This is a genomic window from Vibrio sp. Y51_MX_L26 (genome assembly GCF_024181935.1).
Lineage (GTDB): Bacteria > Pseudomonadota > Gammaproteobacteria > Enterobacterales > Vibrionaceae > Vibrio > Vibrio diabolicus.
The window spans coordinates 93,372-119,400 of sequence record NZ_JAMZAS010000007.1 but is presented as its reverse complement, the minus strand read 5'-3'; the positions used below and the strand labels follow the sequence as shown (position 1 = coordinate 119,400).

Annotated in this window: 24 protein-coding genes and 1 riboswitch; of the genes, 11 read left to right on the top strand and 13 right to left on the bottom strand. The window is 46.5% G+C overall.

The genetic code is table 11. The annotated features are described in order from the left end of the window. Positions 1-56 precede the first annotated feature (56 nt). On the top strand, positions 57-1,004 hold the full coding sequence (locus NL645_RS15805) for a LysR family transcriptional regulator (protein WP_104974545.1): 948 nt from the start codon (positions 57-59) through the stop codon (positions 1,002-1,004). An 18-nt stretch (positions 1,005-1,022) separates the two neighbouring features. On the opposite strand, the gene thiQ is transcribed toward NL645_RS15805, so the two are convergent. From thiQ to mpl, 5 genes are all read right to left on the bottom strand, one after another. Then, positions 1,023-1,727, bottom strand: a complete 705-nt coding sequence (thiQ, locus tag NL645_RS15800) for a thiamine ABC transporter ATP-binding protein (RefSeq protein ID WP_046874040.1) — start codon at positions 1,725-1,727, stop codon at positions 1,023-1,025. After that, complete coding sequence (gene thiP, locus NL645_RS15795) at positions 1,727-3,313, bottom strand: thiamine/thiamine pyrophosphate ABC transporter permease ThiP (protein WP_114323100.1); 1,587 nt, start codon at positions 3,311-3,313, stop codon at positions 1,727-1,729. The genes thiQ and thiP overlap by 1 nt, the downstream gene beginning before the upstream one ends. A 41-nt stretch (positions 3,314-3,354) precedes the next feature. Beyond that, positions 3,355-4,347 carry a thiamine ABC transporter substrate binding subunit gene (thiB, locus tag NL645_RS15790; protein WP_253652015.1) on the bottom strand — a complete coding sequence of 331 codons (993 nt, stop codon included), beginning with the start codon at positions 4,345-4,347 and terminating at the stop codon, positions 3,355-3,357. A 71-nt stretch (positions 4,348-4,418) separates the two neighbouring features. Beyond that, a riboswitch (TPP riboswitch) is annotated at positions 4,419-4,555 on the bottom strand. A gap of 37 nt (positions 4,556-4,592) precedes the next feature. Next, the gene (locus NL645_RS15785) at positions 4,593-5,228 is read right to left on the bottom strand and encodes a flavin prenyltransferase UbiX (RefSeq protein WP_046874042.1); all 636 of its coding nucleotides are present in this window, start codon (positions 5,226-5,228) and stop codon (positions 4,593-4,595) included. A 4-nt stretch (positions 5,229-5,232) separates the two neighbouring features. Then, complete coding sequence (gene mpl / locus NL645_RS15780; protein ID WP_253652014.1) at positions 5,233-6,591, bottom strand: UDP-N-acetylmuramate:L-alanyl-gamma-D-glutamyl-meso-diaminopimelate ligase; 1,359 nt, start codon at positions 6,589-6,591, stop codon at positions 5,233-5,235. A 312-nt stretch (positions 6,592-6,903) separates the two neighbouring features. On the opposite strand from mpl, the gene fbp reads away from it, so the two are divergent. Continuing rightward, positions 6,904-7,920 carry a class 1 fructose-bisphosphatase gene (gene fbp / locus NL645_RS15775; protein ID WP_005392321.1) on the top strand — a complete coding sequence of 339 codons (1,017 nt, stop codon included), beginning with the start codon at positions 6,904-6,906 and terminating at the stop codon, positions 7,918-7,920. Between the two features lie 127 nt (positions 7,921-8,047). Further along, the gene (ppa, locus tag NL645_RS15770; protein ID WP_012841160.1) at positions 8,048-8,578 is read left to right on the top strand and encodes an inorganic diphosphatase; all 531 of its coding nucleotides are present in this window, start codon (positions 8,048-8,050) and stop codon (positions 8,576-8,578) included. Between the two features lie 74 nt (positions 8,579-8,652). Here the strand turns inward: ppa and NL645_RS15765 are convergent, their stop codons facing one another. The 4 genes from NL645_RS15765 to NL645_RS15750 are packed head-to-tail and all read right to left on the bottom strand — an operon-like array spanning position 8,653 to position 14,931. Further along, on the bottom strand, positions 8,653-9,015 hold the full coding sequence (locus NL645_RS15765) for a DUF2799 domain-containing protein (protein ID WP_047009036.1): 363 nt from the start codon (positions 9,013-9,015) through the stop codon (positions 8,653-8,655). A gap of 49 nt (positions 9,016-9,064) precedes the next feature. Further along, positions 9,065-9,412, bottom strand: coding sequence for a gamma-glutamylcyclotransferase (locus NL645_RS15760; protein WP_012841162.1), 348 nt, complete (start codon positions 9,410-9,412; stop codon positions 9,065-9,067). Positions 9,413-9,457: 45 nt separating this feature from the next. Beyond that, positions 9,458-13,222, bottom strand: a complete 3,765-nt coding sequence (locus tag NL645_RS15755; protein ID WP_253652013.1) for a translocation/assembly module TamB domain-containing protein — start codon at positions 13,220-13,222, stop codon at positions 9,458-9,460. After that, the gene (locus tag NL645_RS15750) at positions 13,219-14,931 is read right to left on the bottom strand and encodes an autotransporter assembly complex family protein (RefSeq protein ID WP_065644947.1); all 1,713 of its coding nucleotides are present in this window, start codon (positions 14,929-14,931) and stop codon (positions 13,219-13,221) included. Before NL645_RS15750 ends, NL645_RS15755 begins: the two co-directional genes overlap by 4 nt. A gap of 167 nt (positions 14,932-15,098) precedes the next feature. Here NL645_RS15750 and msrA point away from each other — a divergent pair, with 167 nt between their 5' ends. After that, a complete protein-coding gene (gene msrA / locus NL645_RS15745; protein WP_109168741.1) occupies positions 15,099-15,737 on the top strand; it encodes a peptide-methionine (S)-S-oxide reductase MsrA in 639 nt (212 codons plus the stop codon). A gap of 86 nt (positions 15,738-15,823) precedes the next feature. On the opposite strand, the gene NL645_RS15740 is transcribed toward msrA, so the two are convergent. Next, positions 15,824-16,024 (bottom strand): DUF1107 domain-containing protein, encoded by a 201-nt coding sequence (locus tag NL645_RS15740; RefSeq protein WP_012841164.1) that lies wholly within the window; start codon positions 16,022-16,024, stop codon positions 15,824-15,826. Between the two features lie 214 nt (positions 16,025-16,238). Here NL645_RS15740 and NL645_RS15735 point away from each other — a divergent pair, with 214 nt between their 5' ends. The 7 genes from NL645_RS15735 (at position 16,239) to NL645_RS15705 (ending at position 21,890) form a co-directional block, all read left to right on the top strand. Next, the gene (locus NL645_RS15735; protein ID WP_253652012.1) at positions 16,239-16,790 is read left to right on the top strand and encodes a YtfJ family protein; all 552 of its coding nucleotides are present in this window, start codon (positions 16,239-16,241) and stop codon (positions 16,788-16,790) included. 236 nt (positions 16,791-17,026) lie between these two features. Then, complete coding sequence (locus NL645_RS15730; RefSeq protein ID WP_005392338.1) at positions 17,027-17,326, top strand: DUF2607 family protein; 300 nt, start codon at positions 17,027-17,029, stop codon at positions 17,324-17,326. 134 nt (positions 17,327-17,460) lie between these two features. Then, complete coding sequence (locus NL645_RS15725; RefSeq protein WP_104969024.1) at positions 17,461-18,126, top strand: DUF2796 domain-containing protein; 666 nt, start codon at positions 17,461-17,463, stop codon at positions 18,124-18,126. A gap of 52 nt (positions 18,127-18,178) precedes the next feature. After that, a complete protein-coding gene (locus tag NL645_RS15720; protein ID WP_253652011.1) occupies positions 18,179-18,907 on the top strand; it encodes an ABC transporter ATP-binding protein in 729 nt (242 codons plus the stop codon). Then, complete coding sequence (locus tag NL645_RS15715; protein ID WP_253652010.1) at positions 18,904-20,163, top strand: ABC transporter permease; 1,260 nt, start codon at positions 18,904-18,906, stop codon at positions 20,161-20,163. Before NL645_RS15720 ends, NL645_RS15715 begins: the two co-directional genes overlap by 4 nt. Positions 20,164-20,167: 4 nt before the next feature. Then, positions 20,168-20,662, top strand: coding sequence for a DUF3299 domain-containing protein (locus tag NL645_RS15710; RefSeq protein ID WP_012841166.1), 495 nt, complete (start codon positions 20,168-20,170; stop codon positions 20,660-20,662). Positions 20,663-20,984: 322 nt separating this feature from the next. Continuing rightward, on the top strand, positions 20,985-21,890 hold the full coding sequence (locus NL645_RS15705) for a TIGR03899 family protein (RefSeq protein ID WP_164666526.1): 906 nt from the start codon (positions 20,985-20,987) through the stop codon (positions 21,888-21,890). Positions 21,891-21,979: 89 nt separating this feature from the next. Here the strand turns inward: NL645_RS15705 and cysC are convergent, their stop codons facing one another. From cysC to cysN, 3 genes are all read right to left on the bottom strand, one after another. Beyond that, positions 21,980-22,597 carry an adenylyl-sulfate kinase gene (cysC, locus tag NL645_RS15700; RefSeq protein ID WP_005392350.1) on the bottom strand — a complete coding sequence of 206 codons (618 nt, stop codon included), beginning with the start codon at positions 22,595-22,597 and terminating at the stop codon, positions 21,980-21,982. A gap of 24 nt (positions 22,598-22,621) precedes the next feature. Then, a complete protein-coding gene (locus NL645_RS15695) occupies positions 22,622-24,346 on the bottom strand; it encodes an SLC13 family permease (protein ID WP_005392351.1) in 1,725 nt (574 codons plus the stop codon). Positions 24,347-24,598: 252 nt separating this feature from the next. Continuing rightward, positions 24,599-26,029, bottom strand: a complete 1,431-nt coding sequence (gene cysN, locus NL645_RS15690; protein ID WP_046874053.1) for a sulfate adenylyltransferase subunit CysN — start codon at positions 26,027-26,029, stop codon at positions 24,599-24,601.

Sequence of the window (26,029 nt, the reverse complement as noted above, 5' to 3'; positions counted from 1 at the left end):
GGATGAGGAGCCAGACTATAATCAGATCAATATTGAAACAATATGGATAATTGAAAGTGATTGTTCGAAACTTAGAAACAATTGACTTTAGGACGCTCTCTATCTTTGTCACAAGCTGTCGACTACTGAGCTTAACCAAGTGCGCGGCGGAGTTAAACCTACCAAAATCTACTGTTAGTAAAGCCATAACCAAACTCGAACAACACTTTGAAGCCAAGCTCCTAGAGCGCACGACCCGAAAGTTGGTGATTACCGAAGCTGGTCAAATGGTTTTAGAGCGTGCTGCAAGCTTAGTTGAGGAATTTCACTCGATTGGTCAAGACGTTCAGGAAATGGAACAGCAGATCCAAGGTCGGCTTCGCATTGCTGCGCCGCCAGCCTTGGATGCGTATATGGCTGAGCACATCTTTTTACCATTTTTAAAACAATGGCCAAAAGTACAAATTGCGTTAGAAGCATCGAACGATTTTGTTGATCTGTTTTCACACGGTTTTGATATGGCAATTCGAGTCGGCCAGATCGTCGATGATCGACTGATTGCTAAAAAATTGGGTTACACCACCCGAGTATTGGCCGCCAGTCCTGAGTATTTAGCTGAGTGTGGCGTACCTAAAACGCCAGAAGATCTGACAACACACAACTGTTTGAGATATCAGTATGTTTCAGAGATAGGCCCTTGGACGTTGATTTCGCAGGACAACACGGTCAACGTCTCAGTAAGCAGTAACTTCTCTAGCACCACCGTAGAAGCGGTATTAAAAGGCGCGCTCAAAGGATTGGGAATCGCTAACTTACCTATGCAAAACATGACGCAAGAGCTGGAAAATGGCTCCTTAGTCAGAGTCTTACCTCAATGGCACACGGTACCAATGCCCATTTATTTAGTCTATCGTCCTGGCGCAAACCGAACGCGACGAGTACAAGCGATGATTGACCATATCATGAGCCTAAGATCTCAGTTTGAATTTGGTCCTCGACATGGTTTGTGTTGCGGTGAAGCATAACCCAGCCACCATTGAGCATTAGCGTGCGGCTCGGATAAATGCCGCAAGCTTCTCACTAGCATGCTGCTCACTCAATGCAGACATACTATCCGCCGCTTCCACTTTGCCATCAGCCACAAACACAAAGTGGCTGGCAATGGCTTTGGCATCGCTTAAATGGTGCGTGACCATCAATACGGTTATTCCCCGCTCTGCCGCCAGTTTTTTTACCAAGCTCAGCATCTCTTCACGTAAAACCGGATCAAGCGCCGAGAAAGGCTCATCCAACAGCCACATGGGATGAGGCTGAACAAAACAACGCGCCAAGGCAACACGTTGACGCTGCCCTCCAGAAAGGTGCTCAGGCAAACGGTCGAGGTACTCTGCAACGCCAACTTGCTGCGCCGCTTGTTCAACCTGACGCTTTTGGTCTACAGTGAGCTTCAGCCCTGGGTGTAAACCTAAGCCAATGTTGTCACGCACCGACAAGTGAGAAAACAAGTTATGCTCTTGGAACAGCATGGAGAAAGGACGCTGATAAGGCTCTTTACGCACAATAGACTCACCATCAACCCGAATGTCACCTTGGTCAGGATGGATAAATCCAGCCACCAACGCCAGCAACGTCGATTTTCCAGCCCCACTTGGTCCCATCAGCGACACTATCTGACCTTGCTCAATCGTTAAGTCAAAACGAAACAGCTCACGTTGGTAGGTGTACTGCACATCATCCAACACTAACATTACGCTCTCTCCTTCGTTTTCAATACTTTCTCAATCAAGGCAAAACAGCCCACACTCAACAACAACAAGGTCACCGATACCACCGCAGCCGCGTCCATCTGATAGCTGCCAAGTAACTGGAACAAATACAGAGGCAAAGTGCGGAACTCTTGCCCGCCAAACAACGCGATAGCACTTAAATCGCCAATCGCAAACATAAAGCTGATCGCAAACGCATGTGCGAATGGCTTGCGCAGCGCCTGCCACTCCACCACTTTAAAGCGTTGCCAGCCACGCATGCCTAAGCTGGCACACACATACTGGTATTGCTGCTCGATGTGCAGCATTGGCTGTGCCAGCGTTTTGATCACGTAAGGCAAAGCCATCAAACCATTTACCAAAATCACAACAAAAAACGCCAAGCTAAAAACATCGGTAAATGATCGCAACAGCAAGAATAATCCGGTGCTAATCACCAAACCTGGCGTCACCAAAATAATGGTGCCGATTAGCTCAATCTGATCAGCTCGCGTGTTTTTGTACTGCAAACGCCAACGACGGCTGGTCAACAATATGGACACGCCCGCAGCGACCGCAAGCGCACTGGCTAACCCTGCCACTTTGAGTGAGTTAGATAACGCAGACCAAAAACGTTCATCGGTTAACACCGTCCAAACTTGTTGGTTGATGCCACTCAGTAACACCATCAATAACGGTGGTATCACCAGTAAAAAGGCACCTATGATCCAAAAGCTATCCCAAGCTTTTGACCACCCATGATCCTTCGTTAAATATTGCTGTACCGATGTGCTGCCTGCACTGATAGAAACAGGCTTTGTTAACTTCTGCACTCCAATGGCAAGCAGTCCACATAACAGCATCTGCCACAGCGCCAATAACGCCCCAGCTTGTAAATCAAAATCAAACTTAATCGCTTGGTAAATTGCCAATTCAATGGTGGTGGATTTTGGCCCGCCCCCCAATGCCATTACAGTGGCGAAACTGGTGAAGCACAGCATAAATACCAAACCACAAACGTGGGGAAGTTGCTGCCTTAAACGCGGCCATTCCACCCAACGAAACTTATTCCAATGGTTCATACCTAAATGCGCACACAGCTTATGTTGCTCGGCAGGAATAGATTCTAATGCTTGCAACAGCAAGCGCGCAGCATAAGGTAAATTAAAGAACACATGGGCGAGTAAAATGCCGTTCAAACCGTAAATAGAAAATGGCAGTTTGCTATCGAAACTCTGTAGCCACTGCGCTAACAAACCGCTGTTGCCATAAATCGCTAATAGCCCGAAAACACCAACCAAAACAGGCAAAACTAGCGTCGATGCAAACAGCTTAAGCAGTAATGACTTACCCCAAAATTGGCGACGTGAAAGCGCGTGCGCAACTGGAATGGCAAAGCCAACACTGAGCAATGTGGAAAGAAAAGCTTGGTAGAAGCTGAACTTGGTGACATGTTGATAATACGGGTCGTCCCATACCACAGACACATCAAGTGAAGGGGCTTGAACAATCAAAGCACCTAGGGCAGAAACAACAAAGGTCGCGATGATCATCGCGACCCCTAAACCTATTTTTGGAACAGAATTCAAAGGTAAAACCTATCTCATTCAGATGAGGGGTGGAACGTCAGCTAAAACGTCAGTGCGCTTTGCCATTCGCGAATCCAAGACTTACGCATTTTTGCTACTTCATCAGCACTAAAGCTCAACGACTTGTTTGGAACGCTCAAGGTTTCAAAACCTTTAGGTAACTCAACGTCAGTAACAGGGTACATCCAGTTACCCGTTGGCATCGCTGACTGGAACTCATCACTTAAAATGAAATTCATAAATTGATCAGCAAGTTCTGAATTTTTTGCCCCTTTCACTTTAGCGGCGACTTCAACTTGCATGTAGTGACCTTCAGCAAAATTCGCCGTCGCAAACTTTGAATCGTTTTCCGCAATTAAGTGGTACGCAGGTGACGTAGTGTAAGAAAGCACTAAGTCCGACTCGCCGTTAAGGAACATGGAATACGCTTCTGACCAACCTTTCGTGACCGTTACGGTTTTGCTCGCTAGCTTCTGCCACGCTTGCGTCACATCGTCGCCATAGATGGATTTCATCCACAGCATCAAGCCTTGGCCCGGCGTTGACGTACGCGGATCTTGATAAATCACTTTCAAATCGTCGCGCGTTTCCACCAGCTCTTTCATGCTTTTCGGCGGATTAGCCAGTTTCTCTGTGTTGTACACAAATGCGAAGTAGCCGTAATCGTACGGTACAAACGTCGTATCGCTCCAACCATTTGGTAACACTGTGTTGGCCGTATCCACATTGTGCTCGGTAAGCAGACCGGTTTTCTTTGCTTCTGCCATCAGGTTGTTATCCAGACCTAACACGATGTCGGCTTTGCTATTACCGCCTTCAAGACGAAGACGATTCAGGATCGACACACCATCGTCCAACGCCACGAAGTTAACGTCACAGCCACATTTTGCTTCAAAAGCTTGCTCGATTTTAGGACCCGGCCCCCAATCTGCGGCAAAAGAATCGTAGGTATAAATAGTTAATGGGTTTTCAGCAGCAAACGCTGAAGTTGAAGTAATTGCAGCTAAGGCAATCAGATTTAGAGTGGGTTTCACTGCTCGCTCTCCATGAGTATTTCAGAGAAATAAGTTGAGCGGCACAGGGTTGAGGCGGCTATTAAGGACTTCCAATATCCAGACTCAATTCCTACGCCAGCATTATCTGGTTCAGGTAATACGGGTCCCTAGTTAAGAACTTAGGTCTCAGCGCCCAAATGCATTGATTGACTCAATGCTAAATGGGTTTGCTCCCCGATGAGTTGGATGGATTGTAAAGGTATTTGAGTGGTTACACAATCAGCTCACGAACGCTGGTCATAACCCCAACGAGGCACTAAACCTTGCTCAATACCTAAGTGGTCGAGAATTCTCGCCACCATAAAATCCACTAAGTCTTCAATGCTCTTTGGCTGATGATAGAAGCCCGGAGCCGCTGGCATGATGGTCACGCCCATTTGCGATAGCTTGTGCATGTTCTCCAGATGCAGCGTTGAAAATGGCGTTTCGCGAACGACGAGCAACAACTGCCCACGCTCTTTCATCACCACGTCAGCGGCGCGCTCAATCAAGTTATCCGACATACCATGCGCAATCGCCGCAACACTTCCCGCAGAACATGGGCAAACCACCATTTGCTTTGGTGCCGCAGAGCCAGATGCTACCGGTGAGAACCAGTCATCTTTACCACAAACGGTGATGTTATCGGGATTGCAGTTCAGGTGCTCTACCAACGCTTGCTTTGCGGCTTCTGGCCCACTTGGCAGCTTAAGGTTGTGTTCGGTTGCCATCACGACACGAGCCGCCGAAGAGATCAGAACGTAGACATGATAATCCGCCGCGACCAAACATTCTAAAAGACGAAGGCCATAAGGCGCACCAGATGCTCCAGTTAACGCTAAAGTGATGGCTTTTTCTGCTTGCTGCTGTTTGTTTTGCATAAAATCAGGCTTTTTGTTTAAGTTGCTCGAGGATCTTGCCGTGAATACCGCCAAAGCCACCATTACTCATCACGAGGATTTGGTCACCTGGCTGCGCACGTTCAACGATTTTCGCTACAAAGTTATCGATGTCAGCGTCAACAAAAGCAGGTTGCTGACATTGTTCCGCGATATCTTGCACCGACCATTCGATATTGTCTGGTTGGAATAAGAACACTTCATCTGCGCTGTGTAGCGAATCCGCGAGTGTGTTTTTGTGCACGCCGCGCTTCATAGTGGCAGAACGAGGTTCCAACACGGCAAGAATGCGTTTTTCGCCTACCTTGTTACGCAAACCACCGACGGTGAGTTCAATTGCCGTTGGGTGATGCGCAAAATCATCGTAAACCGTGATGCCTTGTTCTTCACCTTTGAGCTCTAAACGACGCTTAGTGTTGATGAAACGGCCCAGAGCCTGACAAGCAAGTTCCGGCGTTACACCAACGTGTCGTGCGGCGGCAATCGCCATTAACGCATTATCAACGTTATGATCACCCACCAAATCCCATTCGACGGTACCGACCTTCTCGCCTTGTAGAGCAACTTCAAATTTTGAGCCATCGACCACTAATTTGTGCGCTTGCCAGTCGCCACCAACACCTGAAAACTGCTTTTCTGTCCAGCAACCACGCTCTAATACATCCGCCAAAGCTTGGTCTTGCTTCGGAGCTAAGATTAAGCCATTTCCGGGAACCGTTCGCACTAAATGATGGAATTGGCGCTTGATCGCCTTTAGATCATCGAAGATGTCAGCATGATCAAACTCAAGGTTGTTCATGATTAAGGTTCGAGGATGGTAGTGCACAAACTTAGAACGCTTATCGAAAAAAGCACTGTCATATTCGTCCGCTTCAACGACAAAAAACATGCTTTCACCCAAACGAGCAGAGACTCCAAAGTTACCAAGTACTCCACCAACTAGGAAACCAGGTTGATAACCGCAGTCTTCGAGTATCCAAGCCAGCATGCTCGACGTGGTCGTTTTACCGTGTGTACCCGATACCGCCAATACCCAGCGATCGTGCAGCAAAAACTCGTTGAGCCACTGCGGACCAGAGGTGTAGCGCATGTTGGTATTGAGCACATGTTCAACACATGGGTTACCACGGCTCATGGCATTACCGATCACCACAAGGTCTGGTTGAGGGTCGAGTTGAGACGGGTCGAAGCCTTCAATAATTTCAATACCTTGAGACTCAAGCAACGTGCTCATCGGTGGGTAAACGTTGGCATCAGAACCAGTGACTTTATGCCCTAATTGGCGCGCTAAAATCGCAGCGCCGCCCATAAATGTGCCACAGATACCCAAGATATGAATGTGCATAAACTAAACCTTGTAATGCGTTCTTTAATGCTTTCATTATCGCGATCACAACCAGAAAAGCGAGAGACTTTAGCCTTCTTCTTGCAGTCCCTTTCACAAATATGACAAGGTTGAACACAGACTGTACAACCTCTTGCTTACTGATGAATACCTCAAACAAGTCTACAAATAAATTGAGATCTCAAACAGTTACTTCATTACCATTAAAAAGATCTGCGACTTAAACTTACATCCAGCGCAATCGTTTAACATCCATAAAGAGATGCTCACTTGCGCACTACCCCCAATGAAATGAAAATGTAAGGATTAACCATGTCAGGACTGCGCACCCTAGGCGAGTTCATTGTCGAAAAACAAGCGGATTTCCCCCACGCTAGCGGTGATCTATCATCCCTTTTAGCCTCCATTCGTTTAGCTGCAAAAATCGTTAACCGCGAAATCAACGCAGCGGGTCTCGGTGATATCACTGGTGCTGTAGGCACGGAAAATGTCCAAGGTGAAGACCAGCAAAAGCTCGATGTTTACGCGAACGATAAGTTCAAAGCCGCGCTTGAAGCTCGTGACCAAGTGTGTGGCGTTGCCAGTGAGGAAGAAGACGAAGCGGTTGCTTTCAACAAAGAGCTCAACCAAAACGCCAAATATGTGGTACTGATGGACCCACTTGATGGTTCTTCTAACATCGATGTGAACGTCTCTGTCGGTACTATCTTCTCTATTTATCGCCGTGTTTCACCTATTGGCACACCAGCGACAGAAGAAGATTTCCTTCAGCCTGGTCATAAGCAAGTTGCCGCTGGTTACGTGATTTACGGTTCATCAACCATGTTGGTTTACACCACGGGTAACGGCGTAAACGGCTTTACTTACGACCCATCTATCGGCAGCTTCTGCCTTTCTCATGAAAACATGATGATTCCAGAAGAAGGCAAGATTTATTCGATCAACGAAGGTAACTACATTCGCTTCCCTCAAGGGGTGAAGAAGTACATCAAGTACTGCCAAGAGAATGTGCCAGAAGACGGTCGTCCATACACTTCTCGCTACATTGGGTCATTGGTTGCAGATTTCCACCGCAACTTACTGAAAGGTGGTATCTACCTTTACCCTAGTACGCAAAGCCATCCACAGGGCAAACTGCGTCTACTTTATGAATGTAACCCAATGGCGTTCTTAATTGAGCAAGCGGGCGGTATTGCATCAGACGGCGTCAATCGCATCATGGATATCAAACCAACCGAATTGCACCAACGTGTGCCTTTCTTTGTTGGTTCTAAGAACATGGTTCGCAAAGTTGAAGAGTTCCTTGAACTGCACCGCGACGAAGAATAATTTCAGACCTTTGTCCAACGCGGCAGGTGTTTACCTGCCGCGTTTTTGTCGCTAAAGTGAAACGCGAATTTATCATCAGATGAAGCCGCTTCTGTGTGACTCATCGTTAATGAAAAGGAATATTCTAATGAGCTTAAACCATGTGCCAGCAGGCAAGTCGCTGCCTGAAGATATCTATGTCGTGATCGAAATTCCTGCAAATGCAGATCCAATCAAGTACGAAGTAGATAAAGACTCTGGTGCGGTATTTGTCGACCGTTTCATGTCTGCACCAATGTTCTACCCATGTAACTATGGCTACGTGAACAATACGCTGTCTCTTGATGGCGACCCAGTCGACGTACTGGTACCAACACCATACCCACTAATGCCAGGTTCAGTGATTCGCTGCCGTCCTGTTGGCGTTTTGAAGATGACGGATGAGTCAGGTGAAGACGCAAAAGTGTTTGCGGTTCCACACACCAAAATCTCGAAAGAGTACGATCACATCCAAGATGTGGACGATATCCCAGAACTACTGAAAGCGCAGATCACGCAATTCTTTGAGCGTTACAAAGAGCTTGAAGCAGGTAAATGGGTGAAAGTGGATGGTTGGGCAGATGTTGCTGCCGCTAAAGCTGAGATCCTAGAATCTTACGAGCGCGCTCAGAAAAAATAAGCATCACGGCTGATACAAAATTAAAAAGAGCTGCTTTAGGGCAGCTCTTTTGCTTTTCATCTTGTGTAAGTCAACTAGATAGGCGCGCCTGCAGAAGACATTCGGCCGGCGTCATAGTCATGCTGAAAGAAGGGGTCTAGGTCATCACAAATACCAAAATACGGACGCCCGATAACACCAAGCATATACGCGCTTTGTTCACAATACTCTTGCTTCCCTTGCTGATAACCCGTTTGATAGGCCATGATCAGTTCAGGCGTAGCATGATTAGTACCATCCAGTGCAGCGATGCGATCTTCAGATAAAACTCTTAATCCATCTAAGGCAGACTGCTTACCAAACGCTTGCCAGTCGGTAACATTACTCGAGGTCGGCAGGGTTGTTTGCGCGCATGCGGCAAGAATCAACGCCATTGATCCAATTACGAATACCTTCATCATGACTCCTTAGTGACCAGCTCGTCGCTATTGATAATGTCAGTATAGCTCACACCTTTTGACACCAATCTCCGGAAGCGATTTCTTCGGTCAGTTGTTCAGTATCTTGATACAAGTAGATCCAAGCTTGGCCAAACGGCGTGACGATGCTCTCTCGACGATACTCTACTGGCACATCTTCCAACTTATCTAGCTCGGATAAGGTTTCATCATCAATCAGATACACTTCACCTTGTATCGAGCGCTGCCCAACAGACAACGCGGGATAAGGGCCTAAGTCATACAGTGCGAACTGAGCATCCGTTTCATGCTGACCAAGAAACTGGGCCGAGCTCAGAAAGTGATGATTACACTCTCCTTTACGCAAGGTCCCATATACAAAAACTAAATGCTGCATAACCACTCCTTAGTCATGAACTTTATGTACGCAGACGAACAAGCTCTAATCGAACTCAAATTGATAGAGTAGGTCAACCGCACTATCTACACCAGAAACCGCCTCTAAATACAGATCTTGCATCAATCGATAACGCACGGTGAACTCGCCTAGTGAGTTAAAGATGCCGACGCCGTATTTCACCTGTAATCCCGGCAGAATGTAACCACTGACGGTCACTTGAGAATCATCGCCCGACCCCGCCGTATCCAATTGTAAATCTTGAACCCCAAAGGCTTCACCGATTTCACCAACCACGCGTCCACTCTTTGCCAAACTTAGGCCAATCAACGTGGTCGTCATAGCATTGCCTCCCGCTTCGCCATCAATGTCTTGACCGCGAAGTAGGTAAGAGAGCGCATTCGCTTGAGGCATCGCTGGCTCAGAGAATATCTCCACATTTGGATCCGATGCTGGTCCTGTTACACGCACACCAGCAATCACGTCATCTTGGGTATTATCTGGATTTCGAATCGCCTTAATAGAAACGTACGGCTGATCTGCCGGACCATTCATTAAGATCTTACCTTCTTCAATCACCAAATCCTGACCAAAAGAGCGGTAAGAACCGTCGACGATATTAACCTCACCAACGATGAACGGACCTTTATCTTTCTGTGTCACATTGAGGTTACCTTTCAGACCACCTTTCAAGCCAAAGGCGGCCAGTTGAAAATCATCACCGATCTTAATGTTGATATCCGTTTCAACATCAAATGGCATTGGCTCGATATCACTCACAGGCTGTAAGTTCTGGTCCAAAATCACGGTGTCGCTTGAAACACCAACCGCACTTGGTGGCAGCTCTTCAACCACAACTCGTCCCCAAGGCAGATTAATATTACCTTCGACCTTAGCAAGCTGCGGTGTGACATCAATAGTCATGTCCGGCTCAACTTTGATTTTTACCATTGGTGGAAGATCCACCTGAAGCTCTTTCGCAAATACGCGCGCTTTGGTATGCCAATTTTGTAGATCCTGCCAATCGGCCTCACCGGTCACTTCCAACTCACCATCTGGTGTCATGATACCCGCATCAAGATCCGCTTGGTGACCTTTAAAGTTGATCGCGACCTGACCGGAGTTAATGTCTATCGGCGTGACTTCACCTTGTAGCTTCATTTGATCAATCAAGAACTGACCGTTGACTTTAGGGTGCATAACATCACCAGATATCGCCAAATCAGTATTCATATTCGCTTTGAATAGGCTGTACTCACCTATCAACGGCGCTAAGAAATCCAGATGGAATGTCGATAGCGAGACCTTACCGTCAATCTCAGGCTGCTCAGACGTTACATCGACCAAAGAAACCTGACCAGATAAGTCACCGTTGTCTCTCACATCAAATAACCACTCAGCATCTAACTTGTCTTTTGCCAGCGCCGCTTTAAAGCTAAAGCTTTCCCAACCAAGTGTTATCGGCTGCTCTAGTGCTTGCTCTACTTGACCTTTAGGCATATCAACGTTCACCGTGACTTCCGGCTTCATCTCTGGTGCCCATTTTGCTGTCGCTTGCGCGTTGACCGACCCTTGTAATTTCGTCTCTGGCGGCAGGAACTGCTTGATTTGTTCAAAGTCAAAGTCGTTCACGGCTAACTTGGCTTCGCCACTTTGACCAACACTAATATCTTCGGTCAAACAAACACTCGAATTGGCTTGCAGCCAACAATGTGCTTGAACATCAGCGATTTGTTTATCGATGTTGACTTTAACCGCCGTCGATTTCTGCAACGCCCAAGGTCCCTGCGGCGTGCTCAAAGTAAGACGACGCAATGCACCATCCCAGATCATTTGCGGCTTCTGTATGAATGAGCCTTCAATTTCTAAGCTGGTTGATACAATGTCAGACACCACATCTAGCGTCAGTTGGTGCAGTTTTTCATCCCCAGAAACTTCAAGGTCTGCACTATCAACTTTAATGTCGTCGTAGGTAATGTTGTTCGCAATGAGGCTTAAGTTCGCTTTCGGTGCTGGCAGAGGCGTCACATCCCCCTTCAAGGTTATGTTTTCAACGTTCGCTTGCTGCTGCCAGTTCACTTGGTTTAGCGCTAGGTCTAATTTGATGTCAGGCTCTTTCAAGCTACCACGCAGCGCAACATTGCCCTGCATCTTACCTGCAAGATCCGGAACACTTTTCGCAAAATCGGGGAAGTTAACCTCAACATCCATTAATATCTGCTTATCAATCTTACCCTTGGCACTCAATTGGTTAGGGCCATGAGAAAGCGCTAAACCTTGCGTGGTAAGCTGAATGTCTTCACCTTTGCCATTCTTATCAGACGCTTCCAGTTGGCCTTCCACATTCAGCGGATAACCGCGCAAAATGCCATCGATATCTAACTTAGGTAAACTGACTTGCCAACCGCCTTGTTCTGTTAAAGAACCTGAAGTCGAGAGGCTACCACTGATATCGCCTTCCGCTTCTTCCCATTGAAGCCCTGGTTGAATATGTTGCAAATTAAGGTCAGCTTGCCAGTTGATTGGCGCAGCCCAATTCGCCATCACCTGACCGGATAGCTCACCGCCCAATGTTTTAACTACCAGGCTTTCAAGATCGATTTGCTCTAATGTGCCTTTGCCGTTTAGTGCAACATCTACAGCAGGAATATCTTTACCCGAAGCTTGTGTTTCTAGTGCCACGGTGTATCCGTCCAGGGAACCTTTTGCAGATAAACTTGGTACCGATACTTGATAATCACTTTGACCGATTAACGGCCATTGCGCTTGCACATTTTTGATTGCAACATCAAAGGGTAACTGCGCTTTCAGGGGCTGAAGTTCACCTTTGATCTCCGCTTCGACTAGTTCAGATAAGGTCGCAGAGAGAGAAAGGTCTCCCACCGTGCCAGCAGCTGACAGAGACAGCTTTTGCCCTTTCGCATCCGCTTGCTTCACCAGCGCATCGAGCTTAGCTTTGAGAGGATAGTCAGCAGAAAGCGTTACTTGCGTGCTTAACTTACCTTCCACTTCAGGCATATCGAGTTCTAATGTTTTCACATCCACACGGTCGCCCCCCGCTTTCGCTACAACACCAAGGTGGTGAACGATCACCGGCTTCTCACCTGCAAGCTTGAAGTTATGAATATCGAGGCGTCTTGCCTCCACAGTGAGTGGAATCCACACCTCGGGTAACACAATATCTTGCGGCGGAGCGTCAGCGTCTTTCGGCTCGTCTGTGGCCGCTTCAGGTTTAGCTTCACTTGGAGCCAGTGCAACATTGATGTCTTTTAATGCCGTCGGCGCAATCACTAAACGGTCGCCTTGCATAGAAAGCCCGGTAGAGAAATCTTGCCAGTCAATTTGGTTGCCTAAAATGTTTAAGTTAATGTCATCAAAACTGACCTTATTAACAAAAATAGGGACTGGTGTACTGACTGTACGTAATGGTGGTATCTCCTCTGGCTCTTCGCCTGCCGGAGGGAGCTCTGGCATCTGAAAGTTAACACCTTGCAGGGTTAGCTCATCGACACAGACTTTAGGATCAAAGAAACAACGGAAGTTAACCGCTAACGCTAAACGATCGACTTTTGCGTCGATGTTCAAAGATTCGTCGACAAAACTGACGTTCTGTAGCTCAAAACGAGGAAATAATGAACCCTGAACTTTCTCTATCTGTAGTTGCGGTAAAGCCTTTTCTGCTCCCCACAACGCGAGCTTAAGACCAGGGTGAGTAAATAGCACTGTCGCAACAAAAATGATGAGCAACAGCAATAGACCAATCAAACTTAGCGACAGCCATTTGGTCCACTTAAACATCATTTTGATCATAACTCAGGCCCCAATGAGAAGTGGATGCGGAACTCTCTTTCTGGTTTTTCATCCAGTCCCCACGCAAAATCAAAGCTAACTGGTCCAACCGGAGACGCCCAACGGATACCCACACCAGCACCCGATTTCCATTCAGGTGTTTCGTTAAATGCATCACCAATATCGTAGAAGGTGGCTGCCCACCAGTTTCCATATACGCGATATTGATATTCTAATGTGCTGCTAACGATGTATTTACCACCCGTCAAGGCGCCACTTTCATCCACAGGTGAAATAGACTCGTATCCATAACCACGAATGTTGTTGTCACCACCAGCGAAGAAACGCAGAGAAGGTGAAAGCTTTTCAAATTCGTCAGTGATGTTCGCACCACCTTCTAAACGGAACAAACCACGATGATTATCACCGATCCCGCGGATCCAAGATGATCGCCCTAATAGGCGCAATACTCGCGTTTCTGACAGCAAAGCAGGATCACCATATTCGATCGTTACACTTTGCTTATCCCCCCACATTGGCATGTTGCCACCACGGACACGAGTTCGTGAAAAAGTGGCTCCGGGTAACACAAATTGCACCCCATCATCTTGCAGACCTTGAGAGAAGTTTTCGTACAAGTGACGAACATAAATAGTTTTATGCCAGCCGCCATCGGTTAGCCAATGTCGTTCAACTGCCAGGTTGGATTCCAAACTCTCCGTATCTCGGTTATCAAGGTGCTTTAAACCAAATTGCAGTTGGTAGTATTCACGCAATACATCATCAAGCGGGATTTTGTAGCCTGCCGTGATCGTCTGTTCTGGCTTTGATAGTGATAACGCCGTATTAAAGCTGTGACCACGTGAACTAACCCATGGTTTTTTCCATTTTAACGTGCCACGCACACCAGTATCGGTCGAGTAACCAAGACCGGTTTCTATTTGGTTTTTTGACGCTGGCGCGAGCGAGACCTTAATTGGCAATTCGCGTCCCTCATCCAATTTACTTAAATCAGGCTCCACAAAAACCGATGAAAACCAATCGGTATTAGACAGATTTTGGTTGTACTCCCCCACTTGCGAAACCAAGTAAGGTTCACCAATTTCAAAAGGTCGCATTGATTCAACACGGTTTTCCCAAATCTGACTGCCGGTAATGTTAATCGGACCAAAGTGATAACGAATACCACTGTCATAATGCAAACGCACATTCGCTTCATTGAAGTCAGGAATCACTTCAAGTTTGCTGAGCTTGTAATCACCATTGAAATAACCACGCTGCAACGCCAAGTTACGAATACCCGATTTCAGGCTATCGTATTCGCCTTGATTCAATACTTTGCCGACTTTAAGCGGTGAACGTTCAATAAGTTTGGCGAACTCTTCATCGTCTTTTGCTTCACCTGTGATCACCACATCCATGACTTTCACTTTCACAGGTAAACCCGGCTTGATGCTGACGATCAACTCATCATTCCCTTCCGGAATAGAGTATGAAATTTTTGCATGATAATACCCAAGCGCATTAAGAGCTTCAGTGATACTTTGATCTAATCTCGCTTGAAAACGCAGAGAAGTGGAGTAGTCCTTCGTTGGAATGGACGACAGGTACGCACTGACATTTTCTTCTAAAGCGCCATCGATGCCTTTTAAAGTCAAAGAAACATCGGCATAGGCACCATGAGAAAAGGCAAACAGGCCAACAATGGTGAGGAGAGCTTTTTTTATCATGCTTTTTTGGCTGAATGAGGTTAAGTAAACGTAAATAATGATAACGCCAATTAAAGTCTAAGTCTGTAATATTAATAGGTTTAACGCGGTCTATGTCATCACAGCATCAGATACAGACGAAATGAAAAAGTTCGCAAATTTAAGACACGTATTGAAGGACAAATACCATGCTCAACAAACAAACATTGATCAGTATAGAAGATGCCTTGCCAGGTAGAGAGCAACCGATCCAGGTTGAAGATCATCATTTTGTAAATAAATCTAACTTAAAGGCACCATTGGAGCCGCATCAACAACAAATTCTGCTGGGAATGGGCTGCTTTTGGGGCGCTGAGCGCGTATTTTGGCAACTGGATGGGGTTATCTCCACTTCGGTTGGCTACGCCGGTGGATATACACCCAATCCTACTTATGAAGAGGTGTGTACGGGTAAAACAGGCCATACAGAGGTAGTACGAGTCGTCTTCGATGAACGCGTGATTTCCTTAGAAAAACTACTGGCCGTTTTTTGGGAGAAACATGACCCAACCCAGGGGATGCGTCAAGGTAACGATTTGGGCACACAATACCGTTCGGCTATTTACACTTATTCCGCGAAGCAGCAAGAGAGCGCAGAAAAATCGAAGCTCTTGTATCAACAAGCACTGCAAGAGGAACTACGCGCGAACATCACCACTGAGATACAGCCAGCGGGCCCGTATTATTTTGCCGAAACTTACCACCAGCAATATCTGGCTAAAAACCCTGACGGTTACTGCGGTATCGGTGGCACAGGTGTTTGCTTTCCACCCAGCTTACAAAGTTAGTTCCTAGGACTAACTGAAACCAAAAAGAGCGACCGAATAGGTCGCTCTTTTTTGAAATCGAAAACTAAATTCAAGCCAACGGGCTCTTAAACAGACAGCGAAGCAATCACTTGGTTGACTTCTTTAAAGATGGTGAGTCTTTTCTGATCGTTGACGTCAGGGAGCAAAACTTTGCCATTGTCGAACTGAAAACATCCAACCCCAGCAATAAAGAATTGACCTTTGAACAACGTTTTAACGAAACGTGCCACTTGTAATGGTCGGTATACAGCAAACTCACGTAGCATAACTCACCTCAATTCCTTTGAGAAAACACGGATTGCTTATTTATCCTCTGCAATCTTGATGCGCAATCTGCGACGAGGTTCATTTTAGCAAATTCTAAATATAACGCAATATTACACCACCCCATACGTTAAATAAATGTTATCAACAGTTCTACAAATTTCCTAGATCTGGATATATACTGGAAAACTTCCAACTCGTACGGAATATAACAATATGAAAACTAAGACTCTCCTACCTCTACTATTGGCTATAACGCCAAGCTTTGCGTTTGCACACAACCTATCTGTCGGTGAGACCGTTCCTTCTGCCAAGGTCGCGGCTTATGGCGAGATTGTTTTGCAAGGTGAGGGCGTGGCATACCAACCATGGGCAACCCAGCATATGCAGGGTAAGGTTCGTGTTATTCAAGCAATCGCAGGTCGTAGCAGTTCAAAAGAAATGAACGCTCCTTTGATGTCAGCAATAACCGCCGCGCAATTCCCGCAAGAAAGCTATCAAACAACTACAATCATTAACCAAGATGATGCAATCTGGGGGACAGGTTCGTTCGTGAAATCTTCAGCCCAAGACAGCAAAAAAGAGTTTCCTTGGTCATCTATGGTTCTGGATGAAAACGGCGTAGTCGCCAGTACTTGGGATCTTAAAGAAGAAAGCTCTGCCATTATTGTTCAAGACAAAACAGGCAAAGTGCTGTTTGTAAAAGAAGGCGCACTTGAGCAAGATGAAATTGCAAAGGTGATCGAGCTAATTAAACAGAACATCTAATCTCGTTGCTTGGCTCCTTAATATCCGTGGTACGCAGTATAAGGAGCCATGCGACCAAACTTAAAGCTTGAGATTTCTGTTGCCCCTAGTTGAACGCTCAGTGATTCCACCAAGGAGACTGTCTCAGATTCGGCGACATCGCATGTATTGACGTAAATTTTCCCACTAGCCAACAAAAGAGTGAACTTTTACTCATTATGGGTGTTATATTATAACAGTCGGTAAGAGGAGCTCAGATGTACCACCACCAGCAAAAGATACGGAAGCATTGGCATCGCACTGTTTTATTTTTCAGTGTCGCGTTGCTGATCGCTTGGAACTTTGCGGTAATCCTTCATCAAGTTGATCTGACTCCCGAACACCACACACACCATCATTGCCAGCTATTTTCTGGGGTTCAGCACGGCATAGCCAAAGCTCAACCGACCCTATCGACGCCAACATTTACGCGCATCCAATACCATGATGTCTTTCAGCGCCTTGTTAATAGTGAAGACATTCGTGGTGCAGCTCGTGCCCCGCCTTATTTTGCTTAATTTCCAAACTATTCCACACTCAACATAATTTGTGCGTATTCCTGCACCTCACGTGTCAGCGAATCGCACTTTAGTAAATACAAATCTGATCCGGTATTGCTCGGGTTAGTGCCAGCAAAATTAGGAAACACAAAATGTCATCGAAACATGTTTTAGCGCTTGTCATTGGTCTCTCTTTATCGACAGCAGCAAATGCGGACGAATACCGCCAGCACGGTGCTCATGTGCATGGTCACGTCGAATTTAATATCGCCCAAGATGGAAAGGATCTGTTAGTGGAGATTACTGCTCCCGGAGCCGATGTGGTCGGTTTCGAGCATGCTCCAGAAAATGAACAGCAAGAGCAAGCACTTAAACAAGCAATTGCTACCCTAGAAGACAGCAACACACTGTTTGCTATTAACGCGCAAGCCAATTGTGATATTGAAGAAGCTTACGTAAACCATAACCTCAGCACCCCTCATGAAGACCATGATCATAGCGAGCACGACCATGATGACCATACAAATCACGATCATGAAGGGCACGAACACCATGATCACCACAATGAACATCATGATGAACATGAGCACCATGACGGTCACGATGCTCACCATGAGGAGCATGAAAATGGCGGACATGGTGAGTTTTCGGTGCAATATCGATTCAGCTGTGACCAAGTTAACCAACTCAGTCACATTCAAACCGACTGGTTTAATCAATTTCCAACGACTGAGTCAATCAACGTCAATATATTCACTGACACCATGCAATCAGCCATCAAACTGAGCAAAGATAACTCCCAAATCGTAATCAAATAACACGAGTAGCGTGTAAGTACACACTTACACGCCAATGCTTTGGTGATTTAGTATGACTGAAATCATGTCAAATGTTGTTGAGCTAAATAATGCCCAGTTTGTCTGGCCCGGTTCAACACACGCAACCATTCATATTCCACAGTTACATATTGCCCAAGGTGAGCACGTATTTATCAAAGGTCCCAGTGGCTGCGGTAAATCTACGCTGCTTGCCCTACTAACTGGCATCAACACGTTAACATCAGGCTCTCTATCCGTACTGAATACTGACCTTGTTAGTTTAAGTGCAAGTCAAAGAGACAAATTTCGCGCCGATCGCATTGGCTATATCTTTCAGCAGTTCAATTTATTGCCTTATTTAAACGTACTTGAAAACGTACTACTGCCTTGCCAATTCAGTCAAACACGACGTGGCCGCGCTCGTTCAAGAACGTCATCTCAAACGTTAGAAGAGCAAGCTCAAGCTCTGCTTGAAAGACTCCACCTACCCAGCGAACTTCATGCTCGTCCGGTATCGGAACTGAGCATTGGCCAACAACAACGTGTTGCGGCTGCACGAGCACTCATTGGGTATCCGGGGTTAGTGATTGCTGACGAGCCAACCTCCGCTCTAGACCACGATAACCGTAAAGCGTTTATTGAACTCCTGATGGAGCAAACGAATCAAGCCAACGCTACGCTGATCTTCGTCAGTCACGATCCAACGCTTGAGCCCTTATTTGACCGCACACTTAACCTACCAGATATTAACCAAGCATCTAACCTAGGAGCCGCATCATGAGCGCTGTTGCAAAGCTCGCGTGGAAGAGCTTAATCAATCGTAAGGCGACGGCAATATTAACCATCATGACAGTCGCGATTTCTGTCATACTCCTTTTAGGAGTAGAACGCATTCGTACTCAGGCAAAAGATAGCTTCGCCAATACAATTTCAGGCACCGACCTCATCATTGGTGGCCGTTCTGGACAAGTGAACTTGCTGCTCTACTCTGTGTTTCGCATTGGCAATGCCACCAACAACATTGACTGGAAGAGCTACCAAGAGTTTGCCAATCATCGAGCAGTAGATTGGGCGATTCCAATCTCACTTGGCGACTCGCACAAAGGATTCCGAGTCATGGGAACCAACCACAGCTATTTTGAACACTATAAATTCGGAAGTAAGCAATCACTAACCTTTTCAGAAGGCCAAGAATTCAATGGTTTATTTGAAACCGTGCTCGGTTCTGATGTCGCAAAACAGCTGGGTTATCACGTCGGTAGTGAAATCATCATTGCCCACGGCATTAGTGATGTAGGCTTTAGCCGACATGACAACCTGCCATTCAAAGTTGTCGGGATTCTTGCGCCCACTGGCACGCCAGTCGACAAAACCGTCCATGTCTCGCTAGAAGCCATCGAAGCCATCCACGTCGGATGGGAAAGCGGTGCACGTTTAGGCCCAACACCCAAGGCACAAGACCTCAAAAACAGAGACTTTCAGCCCAAGCAAATTACCGCGATGCTGGTCGGTTTGAAATCTCGTATTCAGACTTTCGCCCTACAAAGGCAAATCAACACTTATCCCAAAGAACCGCTTAGCGCGATTATGCCCGGGATTGCGTTGCATGAACTGTGGGGAATGATGTCTGTTGCCGAGCAAGCCTTAATGGCAGTGTCTGGCTTTGTGGTGATTGCAGGATTACTCGGCATGCTAAGCAGCTTATTAACCAGCTTGCAGGAGCGCCGCCGTGAAATGGCGATTTTGCGCGCTATGGGAGCAAGACCTCGTCATGTTTTCTCATTGTTGATCAGCGAAGCCAGTCTACTTACTGCCGCCGGAATTGTGACCGGAGTGGCAGGGCTGTATTCCATTCTCGCCATCGTGCAACCCATCATTCAACAGCATTATGGAATACATCTGACTTTAAGCCTCTTATCGCCCTATGAATGGATGTTATTAGGTTTCGTACAATGCGCTGGAATTGTAATTGGTTTCATCCCGGCTTTTCGCGCCTACCGACAGTCACTAAGTGACGGAATGACAATAAGGATTTAATAAAATGTGGAGAAAAATACTCGCAAGTTGCTTGCTGATCGTCTCATTTATAGCACCAGTACTCGCAAGCGAGGAGCCATTAACGCTCGACTGGATTGATCTAGTACCTGAGAAAGAACGCAAACTGTTCGACAGCGTGGGCATGCCAGCTTCTGATCACAGTGGCGGCGCAGCGCAACAGTCTAAAATTGGTAACGTTCGACCAGAGCTAAATGGAAGCCAAGTTAAAATCCCGGGCTTTGTCATCCCGCTTGAAGGTGATGCGAATACCGTCACCGAGTTTTTGTTGGTGCCATACTTTGGAGCTTGTATCCACGTACCACCACCGCCACCAAACCAAATCATTTACGTGAAGTTTCCCAAAGGCGCACCCGTTCAAGAACTGTGGGATGTCATATATGTGGTTGGGGAGTTGAAAACCGAAACGATAAGCCACGAGCTGGCTGAAACGGCTTACGTTATTGAGGGATCGAAAATAGAAGCCTACGACGATATGTAGTTTAAGTCGTTGACATGCATCGGTACACCTAAGGCGTCACATCGGCGCCTTTTTTAGTTCTGTGTTACACGATATAACGAGACAAATACGCTAATACGCCAACATAAATAACCAAAAGAAACGCTATCGACAGGTGCTTTTTTAATTTACCTGCTTCTGAGAACTTCATTGTCCCTCCAAAATAACGATAACAATTTTAACAACTCATTATCATTTTGGATAGCCCTATTCGTTCAAAAACTGAGAACTCCTATCTGGTCGCCTGGTTAGATAAGGTGTAAATTTAAACAAGCGAACAGCGCAGTTCTTGGTAGGAAAATTAATGGCAGAACCGACAAAGCAACCTGTTGTCATCGAACATCAGTCAAACGCACAAAAAAATACGCAACAAGAAAAGAAGCAGGGCTACATCAAAGACAGTGCCAGCAAGGTAAAAACCATTGCCCAAATACACGGTCTTGATGCCTTACTGCAAACCGATCCACCAGCCAAATCCGCGCTTGAAAGAGCCCAACTGCGTGAACAGAGACGCCAAGAACAGCGACAAAAAAACCTAGAGCAGATTTTAAAGCTAGCACACAGTTCATGCCGAGATGAAACTGCCGGAGAGCCCGACCAAGACTGGTTGTATCGTTTTTTTGAAATGGCTCAAGACATCCATAACAGCGCGATGCAAAAGTTATGGGCTCAAGTGATGAAGCGTGAAGTAACAAACCCAGGCTCGACGTCTATGAAAGCGCTCAAAATCCTCAAAGATATGTCACCAAAAGAAGCGCAAACTCTGCAAAGAGCCGCCTCTCTGGCGTGCAGTTTTGGAGGGGATCACAGTCGCAAGCTGTTAATTGGTTATAAAGCGCAAGGAGGAATATTTAGCTTCGGCAAACGAGACATCGCCAACAGCTTAAACATGGGAAGTTTTCAGTTGCCCTATTCAAGTTTGTTGCTGTTGATTGAACTAGGGTTACTGCATAGTACCGAGCTTGAATCTGGCGAAATTGGTATCGAGACGCCATTGATCCTCACCTACCAAGGTAAAAACTTGTCGCTGAACGTGAACAGCAAAGGCGTCCGCCTTTTATATTACCGCTTCACGCCAACAGGCAATGAGCTCTGTACCTTGCTCGGTAACAAACCACATGCCGACTACTACGACCAAATGCTTGCGCTTTTAAATCATAGATTTAGTGTCCATAGTGACGCTAAAAGTACGGTTCATCATACCGTGTAGGCAGTTCGAGAAGCATTTGACCACCCATGATCTAAATGCTTCTTAAGCCGCTCAAAGAGCTTGAGGTCACCAATGATCCAAATGCTTATTTATCGGATCACTGCACGCGACTTAAGCGCTTCCAAGCACAAGTCCACCAGCTCATCGACGCTTTTTTCGCCCGCTGGTAAATCGACTTCCGGATTCTTCGGTGCTTGATATTCAGAATCAATACCAGTGAAGTTAGGAATTTCCCCCGCACGTGCTTTGCGGTACAAACCTTTAGGATCGCGACCTTCGCAGACTTCTAGAGATGCATTGACGAACACTTCGATAAACTCACCTTCTGGCAATAAGTCGCGCACTAGCTGTCGCTCTGCGCGATGCGGTGAAATGAACGCCGACAACACAATTAAGCCGGCATCCGCCATCAGTTTAGCCAGTTCACCAATACGACGAATGTTCTCGCGACGATCCTGTTCAGAAAAGCCCAAATCACTACACAGACCATGTCGCACATTGTCACCATCCAATAAATAAGTGTGGTAACCCAATGCTGCAAGGCGATTTTCCAACGCTCCCGCTACGGTTGATTTACCCGCTCCAGATAAGCCAGTAAACCACAATACGGCAGGTTTTTGCTTCTTTAATTCAGCACGAAACTGTTTATCGACCGAATGCTGGTGCCAAACAATGTTTTCATCTTTTACCGTCGTTTCGGCAGTCATAACGTATCCTTGTAAATATCGGAATTAAAACGGGAAGAAGACCGGAATCAAAGTAAGTACTAATACAGAGTACACAATCGAAATCGGCACACCAATTCTCACATAGTCGGTCAATTTGTAATTTCCTACGCTGTACACCAGCAAGTTGGTTTGATAACCGTAGGGAGAAATAAAGCTCGCACTAGCGCCAAACAAGACCGCCATAATGAATGGCATCGGATCAACGCCATAACCGACCGCCATGCTATAGCCAATAGGAAAAGAAAGCGCAGCCGCGGCATTATTCGTCACCAGTTCAGTAAGCACTAATGTCATGATGTAAGTTGCGACCAAGGCTCCAAACACGCCCCAGCCATTGAACGCTTCAATAAACATCGCTCCCATTCTCTCTGACAAGCCGGAAGAGATCATCAATTGAGCGATGGACAAAGCAGAGCCGACAATCACAACGATATCAATTGGGAAACGGCGGCGCAGTTCTGAAATCTGTACAATGCCAAACGCGATAAGTGCGATAAGATACGCGGCAAGGCCTTTAATAATCGGTACTAGCTCTAATAGCGCACACCCAATTACGGCAGCAAAGCCCAGTAGCACGATGGAGGATTTATTTGTATCAAGCCGAGCGCTAGAGTCCAAATCATGCACTAAAACAAACTCTTTACGATGAGCTCGGCGCTCCGATTCAAAACGCTTCCCCGGAACCAGAACTAACGTGTCACCTGGCGCTAAGGTAATGCTACCCAAACCGCCCTCTAAGCGCTCATGGCCACGACGAATAGCGACAACAACGGCATCAAAGCGATCGCGGAATCGGCTCTCTTTAAGTGTTTTATAGCAAAACGTCGCGGATGAGCTCACCACAACTTCAATAAAATTTTGCCCATTCAAGTGCTGCTGACCAAAAAGCTTGAGGCCCGGAATTTCTTGCAGGGTCGCGACGCTCTCAACATCACCACAAAACAACAAACGGTCTTTCGCATTGAGTACGAAATCCGGTCCTACAGAGGAAACCGTCACGCCATCTCGTACAACCTCCGCAAGAAACAGTTTGCGCAGCGCACGTAAATTATTCTCGCTGACCGTGCGCCCAACTAACGGTGAACCAGGCTCTACGCGAGACTCAAGAAAGTACGGTAAATCTTCTTGGCTTTGATCATCGTAGTTCGGCAGTAAGTAACTGAGCGGGATAAGAATCAGCATTCCTCCCACCAGCACCGCCAAGCCAATCATCGTGGGTGTAAAAAAGCTCAGGCTCGGCAAACCAGCATCTTCAACAAAGCTGTTGATGATTAAGTTAGTCGACGTACCTATCAAAGTTAACGTGCCACCAAAAATGGCCGCGTAAGACAGCGGGATGAGTAATTTCGAAGGCGCATGCTGCTGATTACGCTTAATCGCCCCAATCAATGAAACAACCACGGCAGTATTATTCGTGAATGAAGAGAGCAAGGCCGTTGATACACCGAGCTTAGCGATCACACTACCTAACTGGCCTTCAGAAATACTACGGCTCACCCAACTGATCAGTAACGTTTTTTCTAAAGCACACGATGCAAGAATCAATAGAACCAGAGTCAATAACGAAGAGTTGGTAAAGTTGGATGCGATCGTGGCTGAATCCATCATTCCCGCCATAAATGCAATAAAAGCGGCACCCGCAAAGACATAACTAGGCTTAATTTTTGTGACAAGCAAACAAGTGATAATGCCAAGCAAAATCGCTAATACAAACCCTTGTTCCCACATAGCCTTTCCTTACCAAATCGCCCAAAGGGCACAACAACGGCTCATTTATCCGTGAGACACCAGACAAACGAGTAAACAGACCAAAATCAGCGCAAGCGAAAAGAACATCAGAATGCTCGGTTTTCTTGGGCTTTACCGAAGCATTCTGGTATTAGGAGAATAACCTAACTGCATTTCGCAACTCAGTTAGGCAGCGACGCCCCAAGCACAACAACAGATAGAATCAGAGCTTATTGTGCTCGGGCGCGCCAATTACTTTTTCAGCAATTGGCTGACGTCTTTTGCTTCCCAGTGTGGGAAGTGTTTACGCACAAGTGCATTCAGCTCAACTTCAAACGCAGAGATGTCCGTCAAATCGCGCTCAACCACCGCGAGGCTTTCTTTGACCATGCCTGCACCGACCGTCACGTTCGTCAGACGATCGATAATGATGAAGCCGCCGGTATCAGCACAATCTTGGTAATTGTCCAGCGCAACTGACTCATTGAGAGACCATTCACACAAGCCAATACCATTCAATGGCAGCTCTGCCGCACTATGAGTTGATAGGTTGTTGATATCATATTGGTGACGAATCGCTTCAACATGGCCCACAGTTTTCTTACCCGCGATTTTGATGTCGTAGTCACGGCCCGGTTGCAGAGGTTGCTCTGTCATCCATACCACATCGGCAAGCAAGTGGTTTGTGGTTTCCACTTGAGCATTGTCTAGAACAATCAAATCGCCACGGCTAATATCGATCTCATCGCTTAGCGTCAGAGTGACCGCCAACCCAGCACGAGCTTCCTCAATATCACCATCAAACGTAACAATGCGTGCCACGGTTGACGTTTTCCCCGATGGCAATGCTTTGATGGCATCACCGACTTTGATCGAACCTGAAGAAATCGTCCCCGCAAAACCACGGAAATCGAGGTTAGGACGGTTAACGTATTGCACAGGGAAGCGGAACTCACCCGCACCTTTTTCTTGATCCACATCGACCGTTTCAAGAAGTTCAAGCAATGACGGGCCTTTAAACCAGCTTAGGTTTTGCCCTTTATCCACCACATTGTCACCTTCAAGCGCCGAAATCGGGATGATTTGAATATCAATATCCCCGGTCAGGTTCTCAGAAAACTTAAGATACTCATCGCGGATTTCTTCAAAGCGCTCTTGAGAGTAATCCACTAAATCCATCTTGTTGATCGCCACAACAAAGTGTTTCAAACCCAGTAGGTTGGAAATAAAAGAGTGACGACGAGTTTGATCAAGAATGCCTTTACGTGCATCAACTAAGATCACCGCTAAGTCACACGTCGATGCGCCTGTTGCCATATTGCGCGTGTACTGCTCGTGTCCAGGAGTATCGGCGATGATGAACTTACGTTTCTGCGTCGAGAAATAGCGGTAAGCTACATCAATTGTGATCCCCTGCTCGCGCTCAGCTTGTAAGCCATCTACCAACAACGCAAGGTCAGGCTTTTCACCCGTGGTGCCCACACGTTGGCTGTCTGAGTGCACTGCCGCTAGCTGATCTTCATAAATTTGTTTTGAGTCATGGAGTAAGCGACCGATTAGTGTACTTTTACCGTCATCTACCGAGCCACAAGTCAAGAATCTAAGTAACGACTTGTACTGGTGTTGTGTTAAATAGCCTTCGATACCAAGCTCGGCTAATTGAGCTTCAACTGCACTGTTCAT